Source organism: Nocardiopsis rhodophaea (genome assembly GCF_039530945.1).
GTDB lineage: Bacteria > Actinomycetota > Actinomycetes > Streptosporangiales > Streptosporangiaceae > Nocardiopsis_C > Nocardiopsis_C rhodophaea.
In genome coordinates this window covers 184629-202156 of the sequence record NZ_BAAAPC010000002.1, presented here as the reverse complement: position 1 = coordinate 202156, position 17528 = coordinate 184629, and the positions used below count along the sequence as shown (strand labels likewise).

The 17528-nt window shown below is 69.5% G+C and carries 15 protein-coding genes and 1 pseudogene; 7 read left to right on the top strand and 9 right to left on the bottom strand.

What is annotated here, in order from left to right; all coding sequences use genetic code 11:
- The first annotated feature begins 13 nt into the window (after positions 1–13).
- A complete protein-coding gene (locus ABD259_RS02790; RefSeq protein ID WP_344099307.1) occupies positions 14–646 on the top strand; it encodes a TetR/AcrR family transcriptional regulator in 633 nt (210 codons plus the stop codon).
- Positions 647–789: 143 nt separating this feature from the next.
- Positions 790–2130 carry a hypothetical protein gene (locus tag ABD259_RS02785; protein ID WP_344159977.1) on the top strand — a complete coding sequence of 447 codons (1341 nt, stop codon included), beginning with the start codon at positions 790–792 and terminating at the stop codon, positions 2128–2130.
- A gap of 1 nt (position 2131) precedes the next feature.
- Here ABD259_RS02785 and ABD259_RS02780 read toward each other — a convergent pair whose 3' ends face one another.
- The 3 genes from ABD259_RS02780 to ABD259_RS02770 form a co-directional block, all read right to left on the bottom strand.
- Positions 2132–2683, bottom strand: coding sequence for a TetR/AcrR family transcriptional regulator (locus ABD259_RS02780; protein ID WP_344099311.1), 552 nt, complete (start codon positions 2681–2683; stop codon positions 2132–2134).
- Positions 2680–3192, bottom strand: coding sequence for an SRPBCC family protein (locus tag ABD259_RS02775; RefSeq protein WP_344099313.1), 513 nt, complete (start codon positions 3190–3192; stop codon positions 2680–2682). Before ABD259_RS02775 ends, ABD259_RS02780 begins: the two co-directional genes overlap by 4 nt.
- 88 nt (positions 3193–3280) lie before the next feature.
- The gene (locus tag ABD259_RS02770) at positions 3281–4273 is read right to left on the bottom strand and encodes a helix-turn-helix transcriptional regulator (protein ID WP_344160180.1); all 993 of its coding nucleotides are present in this window, start codon (positions 4271–4273) and stop codon (positions 3281–3283) included.
- 117 nt (positions 4274–4390) lie between these two features.
- On the opposite strand from ABD259_RS02770, the gene ABD259_RS02765 reads away from it, so the two are divergent.
- Both ABD259_RS02765 and ABD259_RS02760 read left to right on the top strand, forming a co-directional pair.
- Positions 4391–4801, top strand: coding sequence for a DUF3224 domain-containing protein (locus tag ABD259_RS02765; RefSeq protein WP_344099318.1), 411 nt, complete (start codon positions 4391–4393; stop codon positions 4799–4801).
- A 278-nt stretch (positions 4802–5079) separates the two neighbouring features.
- Positions 5080–5802 (top strand): SDR family oxidoreductase, encoded by a 723-nt coding sequence (locus tag ABD259_RS02760; RefSeq protein ID WP_344159974.1) that lies wholly within the window; start codon positions 5080–5082, stop codon positions 5800–5802.
- Positions 5803–5845: 43 nt separating this feature from the next.
- Here the strand turns inward: ABD259_RS02760 and ABD259_RS02755 are convergent, their stop codons facing one another.
- From ABD259_RS02755 to ABD259_RS02745, 3 genes are all read right to left on the bottom strand, one after another.
- Complete coding sequence (locus ABD259_RS02755; protein ID WP_344159971.1) at positions 5846–6235, bottom strand: thiol-disulfide oxidoreductase DCC family protein; 390 nt, start codon at positions 6233–6235, stop codon at positions 5846–5848.
- Positions 6232–6732, bottom strand: coding sequence for a DoxX family membrane protein (locus tag ABD259_RS02750; RefSeq protein WP_344159968.1), 501 nt, complete (start codon positions 6730–6732; stop codon positions 6232–6234). Before ABD259_RS02750 ends, ABD259_RS02755 begins: the two co-directional genes overlap by 4 nt.
- 234 nt (positions 6733–6966) lie before the next feature.
- Positions 6967–8076, bottom strand: coding sequence for a hypothetical protein (locus ABD259_RS02745; RefSeq protein ID WP_344159966.1), 1110 nt, complete (start codon positions 8074–8076; stop codon positions 6967–6969).
- Positions 8077–8515: 439 nt separating this feature from the next.
- Here ABD259_RS02745 and argS point away from each other — a divergent pair, with 439 nt between their 5' ends.
- Positions 8516–10252, top strand: coding sequence for an arginine--tRNA ligase (argS, locus tag ABD259_RS02740; protein ID WP_344159964.1), 1737 nt, complete (start codon positions 8516–8518; stop codon positions 10250–10252).
- A 282-nt stretch (positions 10253–10534) separates the two neighbouring features.
- On the opposite strand, the gene ABD259_RS02735 is transcribed toward argS, so the two are convergent.
- The 3 genes from ABD259_RS02735 to ABD259_RS02725 all read right to left on the bottom strand — a co-directional run bounded on the left by ABD259_RS02735 (position 10535) and on the right by ABD259_RS02725 (position 14531).
- Complete coding sequence (locus tag ABD259_RS02735) at positions 10535–11068, bottom strand: hypothetical protein (protein WP_344099331.1); 534 nt, start codon at positions 11066–11068, stop codon at positions 10535–10537.
- Between the two features lie 1322 nt (positions 11069–12390).
- Positions 12391–13299, bottom strand: coding sequence for a ribokinase (gene rbsK / locus ABD259_RS02730; RefSeq protein ID WP_344159962.1), 909 nt, complete (start codon positions 13297–13299; stop codon positions 12391–12393).
- A 428-nt stretch (positions 13300–13727) separates the two neighbouring features.
- Complete coding sequence (locus tag ABD259_RS02725; protein WP_344159959.1) at positions 13728–14531, bottom strand: exodeoxyribonuclease III; 804 nt, start codon at positions 14529–14531, stop codon at positions 13728–13730.
- A 338-nt stretch (positions 14532–14869) separates the two neighbouring features.
- On the opposite strand from ABD259_RS02725, the pseudogene ABD259_RS02720 reads away from it, so the two are divergent.
- Positions 14870–15586 (top strand): annotated as a pseudogene (locus ABD259_RS02720) (response regulator transcription factor); the annotation flags it as partial.
- Between the two features lie 264 nt (positions 15587–15850).
- Positions 15851–17275: a sensor histidine kinase gene (locus tag ABD259_RS02715; RefSeq protein ID WP_344099344.1), complete on the top strand. Its 1425-nt coding sequence runs from the start codon at positions 15851–15853 to the stop codon at positions 17273–17275.
- The last annotated feature ends 253 nt before the right edge of the window (positions 17276–17528 follow it).

Sequence of the window (17528 nt, the reverse complement as noted above, 5' to 3'; positions counted from 1 at the left end):
GGTGAGGCGACCCATGCCGCGAATCGCAGACCCCCGGCGCAGGCGCGACGTCGTCGACGCTGTCATCGAGCAACTGGCCCGAACAGGCATAGGCAACTTCTCGCTGCGTGCTCTGGCCGAGGGACTCGGCCAGAGCACGCGCGTGCTGACACACCACTTCGCAGACAAGGAGGCCTTGGTCACGGCCGTCCTAGAGCGGCTCGACGAGCAGCAGCACCAGGCCCTGCGCACCACACCCGGCTGGGATGACCCGTCCGTACCGGTCAGCACCATCGTCAAGGCCACGTGGGAGCGCAACCTGGGCCCCCAAGAGCTGGCGGCGACTCGACTCATCCGTGAGATCGAGGGTTTGGCCGCAGCGGACAGGCTGTCCCACCCCATTCCGGGTTTCGTCCGAGGCCGCGCCGAGTTCGTCGCCTCCTGCCTGGTCGCTCGGGGCATGCAGCGCGACGCGGCGCTGGTGAAGGCAACGATGCTCAACGCTGCCTTCAGCGGCCTGGAAACCGACTACCTGATGACCGGTGACCGGGAGCGGACGGAAACGGCTCTCGACGACCTGTGCGCCTGGATCGACGCCAGTGTGGGAGCACAGCGCACCGGCGACGGCGCTGAAGGGCGTGACCGGGACGCACGAGAGGACCGGTGAGCCAGCGACCGACACGTCTCACCCCCGCGCTCCCAACGTCGAGCGGGTAAGGCCTACGATGTGCCGAGGTTCGCCCACTCGGAAACGCTCGCCGACCAATGTCCTCGACTCCCCGCCCCTCACCGTCACCCACACCTCCGCCAGTGCGCTTGCACCCATCGGTCTCACCAGAACGAGCCGAGCGGAGACCGCTGGCTTTCGCCGTGTTCTCCCTCCTGGTCATACTCGCGATGGTGGCGACGGCCGTGGTCACTCTCTCGACGGTGCGGTCGTATACGTCGTCTCCCCTGTCTCAGAGCGGGCCCGAGGTCGCCGCGGATGCCCTTCCGCGGCTCCGCTTCCTCCGGTCGGAGTTGGAGTCCGGCGCGGGCGAGCGGATGCAGGCGTTGTTTCCCGAGGGCTTCTTTTTCACCCACGTCCTGCACGGACTGAGCTGGATCAATGTTGGAACCCTCGACGCTGACCACCGGGACGAGGCGCTCCGGGAAGCCCGATGGTCGCTGTCCCGGCTGGAGTCCCCCGCGGGCACCGGGCCGTTCCCGGCGGATGCCGCCCCCGCCTACGGGGTGTTCTACGCGGGATGGACGGCCTGGCTCCGCGGTCGAATCGTCGAGCTGTCAGGTGGCCCCGAGGAAGCTCCGGACGAGGCCCGGGCGCTGGCATCGGCCGCGACGGAACTCCACGACGCCTTCGACGCGGCGCTCAACTCCCAAACGCCCTACCTCACCGCCTACCCCGGTCAGGCATGGCCTGTGGACAGCGTCGTGGCGATGGCGGCGCTCCAGCTCGATGACCGCCTCCGTGACTCGGACGCACACGCCGCCACCATCACCGCCTGGAAGCACGCCGTCGAAGCACGCCTCGACCCGGAGACCGGGCTGATCCCCCACCAGGTCGACCCTGCGACGGGCGAGCCGGTCCAGGGGGCCCGAGGCAGCTCGCAGGCCCTTCTCCTGCGGTTCCTGGCCGAGATCGACCCGGACGGGGCCGCCGAGGACTACCGCGTGTTCCGGTCCCACTTCACCTCGGACATCGGCATGATGCCCGGTGTCCGGGAGTACCCGCGCGGCAATGATTCACCAGGCGATGTGGACTCCGGCCCACTGCTCTTCGGTCTTTCGGCATCAGCGAGTACCGTCGCCCTTGGCGACGCTGTTCTCTTTCACGACACACCGGCCGCCGACGCGCTCACCGGGTTCGCTGAGGCCGCCGGCATGGCCATCGAGTACGGAGGCCAGCGCTCGTATCTCGGCGGCGTCGTAGCCGTCGGCGACGCGTTCCTCGTCTGGTCGCTGACCGCCGAAGGGGAGTCCGCCCATGCCGGAAGGAACCCCACCGCCGAGGTCCCCGACTGGTGGCGCGCCCCCTGGCACGTCGGCACCGCGGTCGCGCTGCTTCTGCTGTGGTCGGCGGCCATCTATGCCGGGCGCCGCTGTGTCCGTCGTTGTTCCGGAGAACGTCGAGCCGCGGCGTCCACGCCCTGACTTACTCTCCGGCCTCGCCGCCGCTCGCTCGGAATGCCGCGCTCCCCTTCTCCCAGGTGCGATCGAGATTAGACCCCGGCGGGAAGCGGCCGTCGATCTCCAGGATCACCATGCCGTGGGCGAACGCCCACAGCCCTTGCGCGCGTTCCGGATCGCCAGTGAGAAGGAAGAACGGCTCCCCCGACCAGTCTTCGAGGCCGGGGGCGAGGCGCCCGCGGGCGAGCGGCCCAGCGGTGGCCAAGCGGTAGAGGTTGGGGTTGGCTAGTGCGTACTCGCGGTACCCGCGGAGGACCGCGGCGAAGGGGTCCGGTTCCTTCATGGCCGCGTGCAGGACGCTGCCCAGTCCGGCCAGGCCCTGCTCGATGAGCGCCACTTCGAGCGCGGCTTTGTCCGGGATGTGCTTGTACAGCGACGGCGCCCGGATACCGAGCCTCGCCGCCAGCGCACGCAGTGTCAGCGCCTCGTGCCCCTCCTCTTCGAGAAGCGTGCGGGCCTCCCCGACGATCTGCGCCGCTCGCGCTGTCAAGGGCGCGAGTTCGGGGTGGTTACTCATCGGCGCATCTTCTCAACGCGATCCTTCAACGCCGCATTCATCGCGGTGAAGTCGCCCTCCACGTCAAGTGCTCTGCCGACGAACGGCACGAGAACACCGGTGAATGTCTCCCCGTGGATGAACCTGACGCGGCCGTCCTCGATGCGCTCGATGGAGAAGTAATGCTCGCCATCCATCACACCGGGGACGCCGAAGCGCCCTATCCATCGGAGCTCGCGCTCCGGCTCGGCGACCAGGACCGTGGGGGCGAACGACATCTCACGGCTGCCAGTCGACAGTTCCACGCGGAGCTTCTCCCCCGCACTGGGTTGGCCGGTCGCCTTCACGATGAACGGGTTCCACTCCGGGTAGGCGGAGAAGTCGGTGAGCACTTCCCAGACCAGCTCGGCGGAGGCGTCGATCTCCACCTCGGCACGTATCCGGCGCGGCCTGAGCCGCGTCCAGATGTAGAGGCCAGCTACGGCGACGAGGAACAGGGCAGCAGAAAGAACCGCAACGAAAACGAGCATGGCAACCTCGGCTAACTTTGTTAGTCCAACTCTAAGCTAACAAAGTTAGCCCACCAAGGCTAGGCCGCCGGGCGCCGTCCCGGACGACCTACGACACCCCATAGCGGCGCGCCAGCACGCCCACCGCCCGCGTGAGGGCATCGCGCAGTTCTGGTGGGCCGAGCACCTCTGCTTCAGTGCCCAGGCGGAGAAGGTCGGACACGGCCACCGGCTGGCTTTCGACGGGCATTTCCACCCGCACCCAGCCGTCGGCATCGGGCGGCCCGGAAGTCTCCACGGCCTGTCGGCCCACCGCACCGAACTGCATGGGCAGCAGGCGCAGGGCGCGCGGAGAGACGCGAAGGATGGCGGTTCCCTGCCGGTGCATCGCTTCGAGCCGTTGGGATGACTCCTCCCAGTAGGCGGCCAGGTCGAATCCCGTCGGCCGCTCGAACGGCTCTTCCGTGCTGTCGAGCGCTATGAACCGCGAGACGCGGTACGTGCGAACCGCGTCCTCCGATGCGGCTCCCGCTCCTCCCGCGACCAGAGCCACCAGGTACCAAATGCCGCCTTTCAGGACGATGCCGAGCGGACGCAGGTCTCGGCACACTTCGCCGCGCCACCGGCGGTAGTGAGCGCGGAGAACACGCTGCCCCCATACCGCTTCGGCGACCTGCGCGAGGCACGGCACCGCGTCGGCCTCCCGGAACCACGCGGTCGCGTCGAGGTGGAATCGTTCCTGAATGCGCTTGGCCCGCTCGCCCAGCTCGGTGGGGAGAGCGGCTTGGAGCTTCAGCTGCGCCGTGGTCAGTTCGGCGCCGAGACCCAGGTCGGCCGCTGCGGCGGGCAACCCGGCGAGGAAGAGAGATCCGGCTTCGGCTCCGGTGAGACCGGTAAGCCGGGTGCGGTAGCCCTCCATCAGGCGGAAGCCGCCAAGCGGCCCCCGATCGGCGTAGATGGGAATCCCGGCCGTGCTGAGGCTTTCGACGTCCCGGTGGATCGTGCGGACCGACACCTCCAGCTCCTCGGCCAGCTCGGCAGCGGTCATGCGTCCGCGGGTCTGGAGCAGCAGTAGCAGGGACATCAGCCGGTCGGCGCGCATAGTGCCATTTTCCCCGCGTACATGACAGCAGATGACATGTACGGCCACCAGGGTGATGATCACGATCTACCGCCTACCGCGCGGAACCGCCGCGTGGCCGTTGAGGGAGAGCACCCCGTGCAGACCACACGAACGACCGGCGAATTCACCTTCGCCAACTGGGAAGAGCACACCATCGGACAGCTCGAAGACGGCCCAAAGTTGGCCCACGCCTCCGTCACCAACACCTTCTCCGGCGGCATGGAGGCGGCCACAACCACCTGCGCCTACACCATCGCCTACCTGACCGAGACGACGGGGACTTTCACCGGCCTCGAACTCGTCAATGGCGTGCTTGACGGCCGCAAGGGAAGTTTCGTCCTTGAGGAGCGCGGATCATTTGACGCCGAGAGCAGTGTGCACTGCACCTTCGAGGTCGTTCCCGGCTCCGGAACGGATGAGCTCACCGGCCTGACCGGGAGGGGCCACTTCACCACCCACCAGGGCAAGCCGTCCACCCGCTACACGTTTGACTACGGCCACGGCTGAGGAGTCGGCGCCGTGTCGACATGACAACGCCACGCCGCCCCTCGCCCGGCACGGCCAGAGGGGCGGCGACAGTTCTCGGGGGGTTCTGGCTGCGGCCACAGCCACGACGGCCACGCGGTTACGAGGCGGCCCCGAACGGAGTGGAACGACCCGAACACCTGCTCAGCGGTAGTTGCCGTGGCGGCGCGGACAATCCACGCCTGAAGACGGGATGATGTTGGAATCTTTCCGAAACGCGCTCTTGTGAATCCTGAGATGCAGTTCATAGCATGTCGCACATGGGGAAATCACTGACAGTAATCACGGGGGCGAGTTCCGGAATCGGCGCGGCGACGGCGCGGGCGTTCTCCGGTTCCGGGCATCCGCTGCTTCTTCTGGCGCGGCGGATGGAAAGGATGCGGCAGCTGGAGCTTCCCAACGCGATGTGTCGCGCCGTGGACGTTACCGACCGCTCCGCCGTCATGGCCGCGGTCAAGGAGGCCGAGGACGCCTACGGCCCCGCCGACGTGCTGGTCAACAACGCGGGGGTGATGCTTAATAACCCCGCGGCCGCGCAGGACCCCGATGAGTGGGACCGCATGATCGACATCAACATCCGCGGCCTCCTCAACGGTGTCCACGCCGTTCTCCCGGGGATGACGGAACGCCAGCACGGCACGATCGTCAACGTCAGCTCCATCGCGGGACGCAAGTCCTTCCCCGGCAGCGCCGTGTACAGCGCCACCAAGCACGCCGTCCATGCCGCTTCCGAGGCCATCCGTGCGGAGGTCGCGCCCAGCAGTGTCCGGGTCATCGTGATCTCCCCCGGCTTCGTGGACACGGAGCTGAGCTCGCACATCACCGACCCGGACGTTCGCGCGAACTACCAGGCGGCCGAGGCGGCCCTGGAGGGCGGACTCAGCGCGACCACCGTCGCTGACGCGATCCTCTATGCCTACCGTCAGCCGCACAACGTGTGTATCCGCGAGATCGCGCTGGCCGCCACGGGCCAGGCCGTGTGACACATCCGTCGCCCGCGGCGCGGCGCTGCTGCCCCGCCTACGCTCACCGCCCCGGCCGCTGCTCCGGCGGCAGCTGGCAGGCCGGGGTGACGCCCGGCAGGCGGTACCGATGCGACGCGACCACCCGATACACGCCCGCCGCCAACGGCCGGATCACCGGCAGCTTCATCATGTGTCCGGCCAGCGGCCACACACCGCGCGCGTGCGTGAGTAGTTCGGCGACGGCGTCGGCGCCGCCCGCCACCCTGCCGGAACAAGACACCCACAGCACCTCGCGCTCGGCCCGGCTCTGGTCCACACCCACCTCCGCGAGGTCGATTTCCTGCCTGGGCGTCAGTGTCACGCGCACCGGCAGCCGTTCGGTGAGGCGGACACTGCGCGTGCAGAAACCGCAGTTTCCGTCATAGATGAGCATCGGGGCCGCCCTGGTCATACCCGCGCCCCCGGTTCCGCCGTGGCGGACGGAGCCGACCGCTGCGGCAGGCCGGGCCGCGAGACGATCCCCACCACCCGGTGCCAGTCCCAGCACAGCAGGTAGACCGTGCCCAGGAGCATGAGACTGGTGACCGCCGGGGTCCCAACGCCGAAGTCCAGGAAGGTGGTGATGACGACAATGCCGATGTTGATCGGCAGGTATATCAGCGCCCCGAGCGCGGCGGTGCGCGGCACGAGGAGCAGGAGAGCCGCGGTCAGCTGGCAGATGCCGATGACGACGTACAGGGCCCCGAAGTGGTCGTAGAGCGCGTTGAACATGACGTTCATCTCGCCTGCTTCGCCCCGGGTGAAGCGTTCGTTGATGACCTTCTTGAACCCCGAGGGCAGGAACGCCAACGCGAGCATGATCCGGACAAACCAGGTGAAGTAGTGCAACCACACGACCTGGCGTACGCGGGCGTGCATGTCGCTGAGCAGATCCAGCAGCCTGTCCATGAGCGATCACCGTTGGCAGGGTCGACGGGTTCTGGGACAGCCCTGACTCTCCCGTACCTCCCCCGCGTCCACATCCCCCGCGGGAGGGGTTCCACAGCGGACCAAGGGCGATCGCTGAGCCCCACCGGCCCGACGAAAGTCGGACCGCCGCCCAGCCCGTCCGCGTCCACCGCCACCACCTGGCCGGTGGAGCGCTCCCGGCGGAGCATCCGCCACCGACGCGACGTTCCGGGATCACGGCACCAGCTGGGGAATTACCACCGTCAGCACGGCTACACCCAGCGGGACCGCCAGGCTGAGGTAGTTCAGTGGGCTGCGGATCTCGGGTGTGTTCAGGCCGAGGTACCGGACCAGCCGCTGTCGACGCTCGATCCACTCCGTCGAGGCGACCTCGCCGGCCGGGAGGACGGGGACTCCGGCGTTGAGCAGTCTCCTCGCCGTGGAGTACCAGGCGTGCACCAGTGGTGCGGCGACCGCGACAACGACCCCGGTGAGCGCCGCTCCCAGCGCGAGCACGTTCTCGGCAGGGAAGGCCAGTGCCCTGGCGTGGCTGCCCTCGTGTTCCGCCAGGTAGACGCCGCGCAGCGCGCCGGTGGTGACGATCGCCGCGATGGCGAGCATCAGGAAGCTCGTCACGCAGAACCGGATGCGGTGCCAGAGGTCGTTGAGTCGGCCGATGGGGAGGGCCAGGTTCTCTCCGCAGACCCCCTCCGGCTCCTTCCCCATGTTCGGGCCCGTGCGCGTGGTCTCTTCGGGGCCCCCGGTTCGGCTCGACCGCGCGGTGCCATCCTTCGGAGGCACCGCCCTCGACCCGTCATCGGGGCCGAGCAGACGGCACTTCGCGTGCAGCATCCACGTGAGCGTGATCCAGGGAACCGCGGCGATCACGCCCAGGGCGAGCACCCACATCATGTTGCGGCCAACCCCAGGGACCGAAAAGTCCGCGCTCGCAGGCCCGATACTCGCGGCGGCGCCGTACAGCGACCGGAAGACAGCGAATGCGAGGACCGCCGCGCACGCCGCGAGGGACAGCACGTGCCGCCCGTAGTCGGGGCGCGTGCCCGCGCGCGTGAGAGAGACGACCTGGCCTACCCCCCACCCGAAGAGCCCGACGGATACGGCGACCGTGAACGCGGCCGCGACCGACCAGATCATCCACGGCGTCGTCAGGTCCGGTATCGCCCGTGTACTCAGGCCCAGCAGTGCCAGGGACCGCCGCTCAGCACTCCCCGCGGCGGAGGGCACGGGAACGGTTCCCTCGCCTATCCCCGCCTGGAAGAAGCACCGGCCCGCCACCACGACGACGCCGACGACGACCAGCGACCAGACCACCGGGACGTACATGGCTCTGTGGGTCTCGGTAAGAACATCTCGCAGATAGCGTGCCAGCGCCTTGCCGAACCGTGCGCACTTGCCCGTCCTACGCGCTCGTGTCACTGGATTATCGCCCCCGGTGATCGCCCACGGCGATCTTTCCCCGCCTCGGCCCGAGGACACACCTTTGCCCCGCGCCGCCGCGGGAATGCGGCGAGAATCGTGCTGAGCGCTCGGCGCCGAACGCGTCGCGCGGGATGTCATCGAGCCGCGTGACGCGCACGCCGCCCCGGCCCATGTCGAGTGTCCTACCGGTGGCCCGCCACCGACGGCGCTCGGCCGCACCGAGCCGCCGCGGATCCGCGCGGCGCCCCCGCGGCAGGGGGAAGCGCGGGGCCGCGAGGCGGACGTGATCTCGGCAGATCACAACATGTCGGTGGGGGATAGGGGATGTCGGTAGGCTTGAGGAATGGCCGACCCGCAGGAAGTTCTCTCGCAACGGGTCCAATCCGCACTCGGCGCCGCCTTCGGTGCTGAGTTCGCTGAGACCGACCCCGTCATCCGTCCCTCGCAGTTCGCCGACTACCAGGCCAACGTCGCGCTGGCGCTCGCCAAACGACTGGGCCGAAAGCCGCGCGATGTCGCATCCGCTATCGAGGAGCGTCTGGACGTCGACGACGTTTGCCGAGAGGTCGAGATCAGTGGGCCCGGCTTCATCAACCTGACCCTGCGCGACGACTGGATCGCCGGTCAGACCCAGGCCCTGCTGACCGACCCCCGTCTCGGCGTCGCGCGGCCGCAGCCGCAGAACATCCCGATCGACTACTCCGCGCCGAACGTCGCCAAGGAGATGCACGTTGGGCACCTGCGCACCACGGTCGTGGGCGACGCACTGGCCCGCACCCTGGAATTCCTGGGGCACAACGTCATCCGGCAGAACCACATCGGCGACTGGGGCACGCCCTTCGGCATGCTCATCGAGCACCTGCTCGACGCCGGTGAGCACTCCGCCGAGGCCGACCTCCTCAAGACCGACCCGAACGCCTTCTACCAGGCGGCCAAGGCGAAGTTCGACGCCTCCGAGGAGTTCGCCACCCGTGCCCGCCAGCGCGTGGTGCTGCTGCAGGGCGGCGACACCGAGACGCTGCGCCTGTGGCGGGAGCTCGTCGACCTCTCGAAGGTCTACTTCAACAAGGTCTACTCCACCCTCGGCGTCACCCTCACCGACGACGATCTCGCCGGGGAGAGCACCTACAACGACATGCTCCCCGAGATCTGCGACGAGCTGGAGCGCCAGGGCCTGGCCCAGGTCAGCGACGGCGCGCTGTGCGTGTTCCTCGACGGATACACCGGCCGCGAGGGCAACCCCGTACCGCTCATCATCCGCAAGAGCGACGGCGGCTACGGCTACGCCACCACCGACCTCGCCACCGTCAAGTACCGCGTTGAGGAGCTGAAGGCCGACCGCATCCTGTACGTGGTCGGAGCGCCGCAGAACCTGCACTTCCGGATGGTGTGGGACACCGCCCGCACGGCGGGCTGGGTCCCGGACACCGTCGAGACGACCCACGTGCAGATCGGCAACGTGCTCGGGTCGGACCACAAGATCCTGCGGACGCGCAGCGGCAAGTCGATCCGCCTGATGGAGCTGCTCGACGAGGCGGTCGAGCGCGCCACGCAGGTCGTCGCGGAGAACCGCCCCGACCTGGACGACGCGACGCGCGCCCGGATCGCCCGCGAGGTCGGCATCGGCGCGGTGAAGTACGCGGACCTGTCGGTGTCGCACGACACCGAGTACGTCTTCGACTTCGACCGCATGCTCGCGCTGACCGGCAACACCGGCCCGTACCTGCAGTACGCGCAGGCCCGTATCCGCTCGATCTTCCGCAAGGGCGGAGTGACGCCGGAGCAAGCCGCTGAGGGCACGATCAAGGTGACGGAGCCGGCCGAGCGGGACCTCGCGCTCGCGCTCCTGGGCTTCGCTCCCACAGTCCAGCAGGTCGGGGAAACCCTGGAGCCGCACCGGCTGTGCGCCTACCTGTTCGACCTCGCCCAGGCCTTCACCTCGTTCTATGACCAGTGCCCGGTCCTCAAGGCCGATGACGGCGAGCTGCGCGCCTCCCGCCTGGCCCTGACGGCGGCCACACTGCGCACCCTGGTCCAAGGACTCGATGTGCTCGGTGTGCACGCGCCGGAGCAGATGTAGGTGTAACCGCTCCTGCGCCCGCGCACGGATGAACGTGTGCCCGTCACGGGCCGGGAACGTCCACCGCGCGAATCAGGTTGGGGGTGGCCCCGTTTGCCGGGGCCACCCCCATCCTGTTGTTCCGCGGCGATGTGCTTTCCCCGACCACTCCGCGGACTCAGAGGCGTCCGTTCCTGCGGCGATCGGGGGCGACCATGGTCCACCCCCGAACATCCGCCGCGAACGCCACCACCACGTCCTGGCTCCGGCCGCCTCCGCGATGGGGAAGGAACGGCACCCCGCCTAGCAAAAGAGCCACCAGGCGGTACAGGAGTCGTCGTTGCCGCCGGAATCGTCCTTTGTCGGTTCGGGTTCGGGCTCCGGTTCGGAATCCGAGCCGGAGTCGGAGGTGGTGTCAGGGGCGGGATCGAGGGCGGTCTCGGGGTTCGAGGACTGGGCGGGGTCCTCGGCCGCCCCATCGGACTGGGGGTCCTTGGGGTGCTGGGGGCCAGACGTCACCGCGTCACGCTCGGACGCCTCCGGCCCGGTACCGGACTCCGATTCCGGACTCTCCTCCTCGGTGTCGTCTTCGTCTTCCTCCGTCTCGTCCTCGCCCTCTTCCTTGGTCGTGCTGCCGACCGAGACGGGGCTGGGGTCCACTGAGGGCTCCAGGGGGGCGCTGTCGTCGTCGTTTCCCTGGAGCTCCGAGATCGAGGCATCCCGGGGAGCATCATCGCCCTTCGACCCCTCAGGCGCGCCGGAAAGGTCGAACGCGGCCAGCGCCGCACCGGCGAAGACCAGGACCACTGCCAGCAGGCCGGCGCCGGCCAGCCGCATGCTGTTCCTTCGCCGCTGCTGTCGCCGCTCGCGCCTTAACGCACGCCGCGACAGTTGGGGGTCACCGCTCATAGACATCGATCGCAGACTTCTCGATGGGGGGAGGCGCCTAGCGCACCGAGGCCCGCAGGGCCCTCGGAAGCGGCAGGTCGTCTATCGGACAGTCTCCAGCGTTCGGCCACATCCAACGGGACGTGCTCTGGCAAGCCGTCGGCGTCTACTCACCCGCGGGATCACCTGACAGGGGAGTCGAGACGGACGCGCGTCGAGCGGCTCACGCCCTCTCGACCGACACACCGGTGATTCCGGTATACCGCACTTAGGTGCGTGTTGTCCGGGAGAGGACCATTATTGTCCCCCGTCGTCTCCGCCCGACGGCTCTGGATCGGGCCCGGGATCCGGGTCCGGCGGGCCGGGGCTCGGGTCGGGCTGAGGCTCGGGGCCGGGAGCGGGATCGCGTTTCGGTGGTTTCTCGGACCGATCCGTTGGTTTCTCGGAGTTCTTCGGTGTCGGGCCGTCCGCGTCGGTCGACGAGCGGTCCCCTCCGGACGTCCCCCGTTCCGGGCCCGAATTCGGGGGCGTGTCCGGGGCGCGCCCGGCCGTACCCGCGCCTGATCGTCCGTCAGTGCCCGCGGCCCCCTGGTCGACCTGGGCACTCGCGTTCGCGGAGGCCTCGATCGGGGCGCCGCCTCCGCCGCTCCCGCCGCCCTCCGCGGACGCCGATGGCGGCTGAGTCGGCGCGGGCGGGTCGTCCACCTGGACCTCGGGCTCCGCGGACGAATTCGCGCTGAAGAACGCCGCACCGCCGCCGGCCAAGCCGACAGCGGCGAGGCCGACCGAGGCCAGCATCAGCCTGCGCCTGCGTCGGCGCTCCTGGCGGCGCCGTGCGCTCCGGGATGGGCCGGGCGGCCCTGGGTGATCACCGCTCATGGGGGTTCGCTAGTTCTCTCGTTGGGAGGGCACCTGGCACCCACCGGTCCGCGGGTGATGCCAGGAGTTCCGATTGGCGGCCGCGGGCTAACTACGCCTCAGCGGCCACACCTCCGCAGAACTGTAGAAAAACTTCGAATCCCCCACAGCCCCCCATGAGCGACGAATCGTCGCAATCACCGCCCGATGCTGGCTTTCCACCATTGCCGTGTGATGAACACAACACGCAATCACCGGCTCCGGGCCCTTTTCACCTATATCGCGGTATGAGATCCACGGGCCGCCGCTGCTGGACGCGCGACAGTCGCGTGGGCGACTGAACGATCGTGCGTAGATCTCGCCCCCACGCTCCGGTCGGCGGTCTTCCCGACGAGGGGAGAACCACCGCAGGATCAACCCGCGATGAACGCGTCGATCTCCGCGCGCGTGGGCATCGACGTCCCCGCGCCCTGGCGCTGCACCGACAGGGCGGAAGCGGCCGAGGCGAAGCTCAGCGCGTCGGCCGGAGCGCGCCCCTCAGCCCGAGCCACGGCGAACGCGCCGCAGAACGTGTCGCCGGCGGCCGTCGTGTCGACCGGGGTCACCGTGTAGGCGGGGACCGTGACGGGATCCGCGCCGCGTCGGCCGTAGATCGAACCGTCATCACCCAGCGTGATGATCGCTTCCGGGACCCGCTGAAGCAGCGCATCGAGCGCACGGCGCGGATCGGCCTCGCCGGTGAGGGCGGCGGCCTCGTGCTGGTTGGGCACGAGCAGATCGACGGCGTCGAGCAGCCCGTCGGGCAGCTCGCGCGCCGGAGCGGGGGTGAGGACGGTGGGAACGCCCAGGTCCCGTCCGGCGCGGGCCGCCGCGATCACCCCGTCCATCGGCAGCTCCAACTGCAGCAGCAGCGCGGCCGCACCCTCGATCTGCCGGTCGTCACCCGCGCGCAGGGAGGTCACCGTTCCGTTAGCGCCGGGCACCACGATGATGCGGTTGGCCCCGCTGTCCTCGACGACGATGTGCGCGATACCGGACGACCCCTCTTCCGTGCGCAGCCCGGACACGTCGACCCCGGTCTCCACCAGGTTGCTGCGGAGCTGCGTGCCGAACGCGTCGTCGCCCACGGCTCCGAGGAAGGAGACGTTGCCCCCCGCCCGCGCCGCCGCGACGGCCTGGTTGGCCCCCTTGCCCCCGGGGACCTCGCGGAACGCCGTCCCGCTGACCGTCTCCCCGCTGGACGGGGCCACGTCCACATAGGCGACGAGGTCCATGTTGATGCTGCCGAATACCGCGATGCGCGGCGCTGCTGCTCCAGTCACGAAAGGTACGTTACCGGCCGCCTGACCGCGTCGCCGCTGCGGCTGTAGGGACCGCGGCACGCGGGCCGGTCAGGGCGATACCGCACAGCACCGGCCGTCGGGATACGCGAGGATGAGCAGGCGCACTTCTCGCCCCCGGCAGCGCTTTCCTCCCGGGCTGTGCACGCGCGATGTCGGTTTCCGCCGCGCCCCTCCGTTCCCGCTGGTCGCAAAGGTCAACGGGGGCGGAGGGACCGCGACGTCGGCGGTGGAACGGCAGGAGTTGACGTGGCGCAGGAGGAAGCGGACGTACCGCCCCGCGGGTGGAACCGGCCCCGGAGCTGGCGCGCGGTCCGGCTCCGCCCGCACTCAGAGGGCGAAGCCGTGACGGAGCGCGGCACCGCCGCGAACGGGGGCGCCTGTTCGCGCGCTCGGCCCCTGTGGGCTCCCTAGGCGTCGGAGAGGCCGTCGAGGTCGACGATCACCGGTGCGTGGTCGGACGCCCCCTTGCCCTTGCGCTCCTCGCGGTCGATCTTCGCGCCGGACACCCGTCCGGCCAGCGCCGGGGACAGGAGCGCGAAGTCGATGCGCATGCCCTTCTTCTTGGGGAAGGACAGCCCCTGGTAATCCCAGAAGGTGTAGACACCCGGACCGGGGGCGTAGGGGCGGACGACCTCGGCGAATCCGGCGTCGACGAGCGCCGCGAACGCCTCGCGCTCGGCCTTGGTCACGTGCGTCTTGCCCTCGAACTCCGCCATGTCCCACACGTCGTCGTCCTGCGGGGCCACGTTGAAGTCACCGCAGAGCGCGATCCGCGCGTCGGGCCGCTCGGCCAACCGCGCCGCGCCGTAGGCGCGCAGCCTCTCCAGCCAGTTCAGCTTGTAGATGTAGTGCGGGTCGTCGATCTCGCGCCCGTTCGGCACGTACAGGCTCCATACCTCGACGCCGTTGCAGGTCGCGCCGATGGCGCGGGCCTCCGCGGCGGCGGGGTCGCCCCACCCCGGCTGCTCGGGGAAACCGATCCGCACCTCGTCCAACCCGACGCGGGAGGCGATCGCGACGCCGTTCCACTGCGACAGCCCGTGGTGGGCGACTTCGTAGCCGAGGTCGGCGAAGACGGTCGCCGGGAACTGGTCGTCGCGGCACTTCGTTTCCTGGATGGCGACGATGTCGACATCGCTGCGCTCGATCCAGGCGGCGACCCGTTCGGCTCGCGCCCGGATGCTGTTCACGTTCCACGTAGCAATTCGCACACCGCCAGGCTAGCGCCCCTCGCGCCCGCGCGGAGGCGTCCGACGGCGGTGCACGGAACCCGTGGACAGTGCCGAAACAGTGGAACGAGGTCTCGGTGTGGCCGTCCTCCACACCGAGACCTCTCCGCACGTACCCCGGCACGCGCACGAACCGCGGTCCGCCACGTCAGATGTGATGTCCGGCGCGGCCTCCAGGTTCACAAGATCCCGCGGATTCGCGCCATGAAATCGGGAGATTGCCCAGCGTGACGCATGTGTCCCACCGAAGGCGTCGCCGCTCTACGGCATCATGGGGACGGAATCCGCTGGGGCATTGGGCCCCATCTCCGAGGTGACACATGATCGAGGCCACGACACACCCCCACGTGCTCGTGATCGACGACGAGCCCAACATCCGCGAACTCGTACAAGCCGCACTGCGCTTCCACAACTTCAGTGTGAGTACCGCCGGGACCGGCGGCGACGGACTCGCCCTGGCACGCGAGCGGCACCCCGACCTCATTCTGCTCGACATCATGCTCCCCGACATCAGCGGCTTCGAGATCTGCCAGCGGCTGCGCCACGCCGGCGACAACGTCCCGGTGATCTACCTGACCGCCCGCGACACCCCCTCCGACACCGTCACCGGACTGTCCCTCGGCGGTGACGACTATGTCACCAAGCCCTTCTCCGTGGAGGCCCTCATCGCCCGGATCCACGCGATGCTGCGGCGCACCCGACGCGAGGAGACCGCCCTGACCGAGGCGACCCGCGACGAGCACGGGGTGCTGCGCGTGGCCGACCTCGAACTCAACGAGCGCACGTGGGGCGTGCGCCGGGCCGGTGTGCCCGTCGAGCTGTCGCCCACCGAGTTCCGCCTGCTCGCCTACATGATGAACCACGCCGGGCGGATCCTGACCCGCGCGCAGCTGTTGGAGAACGTCTGGGGATGGGACTACGCGGGTCAGTCCCAGATCGTCGAGACGTACGTGAGCTACCTGCGGCGCAAGCTCGACCCGCTGGGCCCGGCCCTCATCCACACCAAGCGCGGCGTCGGGTACTCGATCCGCGTGCCCAAGGCGGAGGTGTACGCCTCCGCCGACCGCGAGGCGGACCGGAGGGAAACGGCACCGGACGCGCCCGATCTCGATGGCGGTGGCGAGGGACGGCCGGTGTCCGACGCTGACACAGGGGATGGCACCGGTCCGCGCACGCGGGACGACCAGGCAGGACCGGAGCGCTAGACCGGGCACGAGCGACCGTCGGCCGCGAACGACCCGCCAACCCGCCCCGCCCACCGCCTACCGACACCGGACAAGCAGGAGCACGGACCCAACCAGATGCTGCACGGAGTGCCCGGCCGATCGCTGCGAGCGCGGCTCCTCATCGGACTGCTCAGCGTCACCGGTACCGGTCTGCTCCTCACCTGCGTCGTCGGCTTCCTCACCCTGCGGACGTTCATCACCGAGCGACTCGACGCCCAGCTCGTGCTCGCCGCCGAGCGCGCCATGGTGCGGTTGGACAACGACATCCCGCCCGTGGGAGTGGACGCACCCAGCTCATCCCCCTACATCGTGGTGCTGCTCGACCCCCGCACCGGCGATGTCCAGCAGGTGTTCGGCGACGCCATGCGCGAGGACGTCGTCCTGGACCGCATCGCGGCGCTCCCCTTGGAGGAGCTCACCGCCCGCGCCCGCGACGGCGAGATCTTCCAGTTGGAGGGCGGTAACGCGTCCGTTCCCCCGCACCGGGCGACCGCGCGGCTGCGGACCGGATCGATTTTGGTCACCGGAGTACCCACCAACGACCGCGAGGAGTACTCCTGGCAGCTGGTGCTGACCCAGCTGATCACCGTGCTCCTGCTGCTGACGGTCCTCACTCTGGCCGGACGCTGGCTGATCATCCGCGGTTTGGAACCGCTCAGCCATATGGCGACGACCGCCGACCGCATCAGTACCGGCTCCGACCTGTCCGCCCGAATGCCGGGGTCGGAGTCCTCCAGCGAGGCCGGGCGGCTGGCCGGCGCGATCAACACGATGCTGCGCCGCCTGGAACACGCCTTCGACGCCCAGCGCGCCTCGGAGCAGCGCGTCCGCGCGTTCGCCGCCGACGCCTCGCACGAGCTGCGCACTCCGCTGACGACCATCCTCGGCTACTCCGAGCTCTATCGGCAGGGGGCGATCCCTTCCGAGGAGCTGCCCGACGCCATGCGCCGCATAGAGAACGAGGCGGAGCGGATGAGTCGTCTGGTCGCCGAGCTGCTGGAGTTGGCCCGGCTGGACCGGGTCGGCTCCCTGCACCTGGGCCGCGCCGACCTCGCGTTGGCAGTCCGCGACATGGTCGACGACGCGCGCACGCTGGAGCCCGAGCGCGCGATCTCGCTGGAGGTCCCCGAGGAGCTGTGGTGCGATGTGGACGAGCCGCGCATCCGCCAGGTCGTGGCGAACCTGCTGGCCAACATCCGCGAGCACACGCCCGCGGGAACACCGGCCGCGGTACGGCTGGAGAGCAGGGACGCCGAAGGCATCGCCGTACTTGAGGTGAGCGATGAGGGTCCGGGGATGGGTGAGGAAGACCTGCGGCGCGCCTTCGACCGCTTCTACCGGGGCACCCGGGAGCCGGGCGGCGGCAGCGGGCTGGGGCTGTCGATCGTGCACGCCATCGCCTCCGCGCACGACGGGGACGTCGACATCACGTCGGAGCCCGGAGCGGGCACCACGGTGACGGTGCGGCTTCCGCTCCGACACGACGACACGGCACCGTGAGCCGCGGCCCCGCCCCGCGCGGACAGGAGCGGGGAAACGGGGTAAGGGGGCCGACGGGGTCAGGGGGGCCGACGGGGTCAGGGGCGGAACGAGTCCGCGAACCCGCACCGACTCGCACGCGAGAACGCCGCGACAGGATGCTTCAGCCCGACTACTGGCGGGTAATAACGTGGCACACGCCACGTGAACAGCACGTGGGACGACGCAGACAGACGCACACATACCCGGCACCACCGCGCACCGAGCCCGCACC

Excerpts from the sequence above, each read along its gene's own strand:
- ABD259_RS02735 (WP_344099331.1), bottom strand. The coding sequence starts at position 11,068 with ATGCGGCTGGCCGGCGCCGGCCTGCTGGCAGTGGTCCTGGTCTTCGCC.
- ABD259_RS02780 (WP_344099311.1), bottom strand. The coding sequence starts at position 2,683 with ATGAGTAACCACCCCGAACTCGCGCCCTTGACAGCGCGAGCGGCGCAG.
- argS (WP_344159964.1), top strand. The coding sequence starts at position 8,516 with ATGGCCGACCCGCAGGAAGTTCTCTCGCAACGGGTCCAATCCGCACTC.
- ABD259_RS02755 (WP_344159971.1), bottom strand. The coding sequence starts at position 6,235 with ATGACCAGGGCGGCCCCGATGCTCATCTATGACGGAAACTGCGGTTTC.
- ABD259_RS02770 (WP_344160180.1), bottom strand. The coding sequence starts at position 4,273 with ATGCGCGCCGACCGGCTGATGTCCCTGCTACTGCTGCTCCAGACCCGC.
- ABD259_RS02775 (WP_344099313.1), bottom strand. The coding sequence starts at position 3,192 with ATGCTCGTTTTCGTTGCGGTTCTTTCTGCTGCCCTGTTCCTCGTCGCC.
- ABD259_RS02790 (WP_344099307.1), top strand. The coding sequence starts at position 14 with ATGCCGCGAATCGCAGACCCCCGGCGCAGGCGCGACGTCGTCGACGCT.
- ABD259_RS02750 (WP_344159968.1), bottom strand. The coding sequence starts at position 6,732 with ATGGACAGGCTGCTGGATCTGCTCAGCGACATGCACGCCCGCGTACGC.
- ABD259_RS02715 (WP_344099344.1), top strand. The coding sequence starts at position 15,851 with ATGCTGCACGGAGTGCCCGGCCGATCGCTGCGAGCGCGGCTCCTCATC.
- ABD259_RS02745 (WP_344159966.1), bottom strand. The coding sequence starts at position 8,076 with ATGTACGTCCCGGTGGTCTGGTCGCTGGTCGTCGTCGGCGTCGTCGTG.
- ABD259_RS02760 (WP_344159974.1), top strand. The coding sequence starts at position 5,080 with ATGGGGAAATCACTGACAGTAATCACGGGGGCGAGTTCCGGAATCGGC.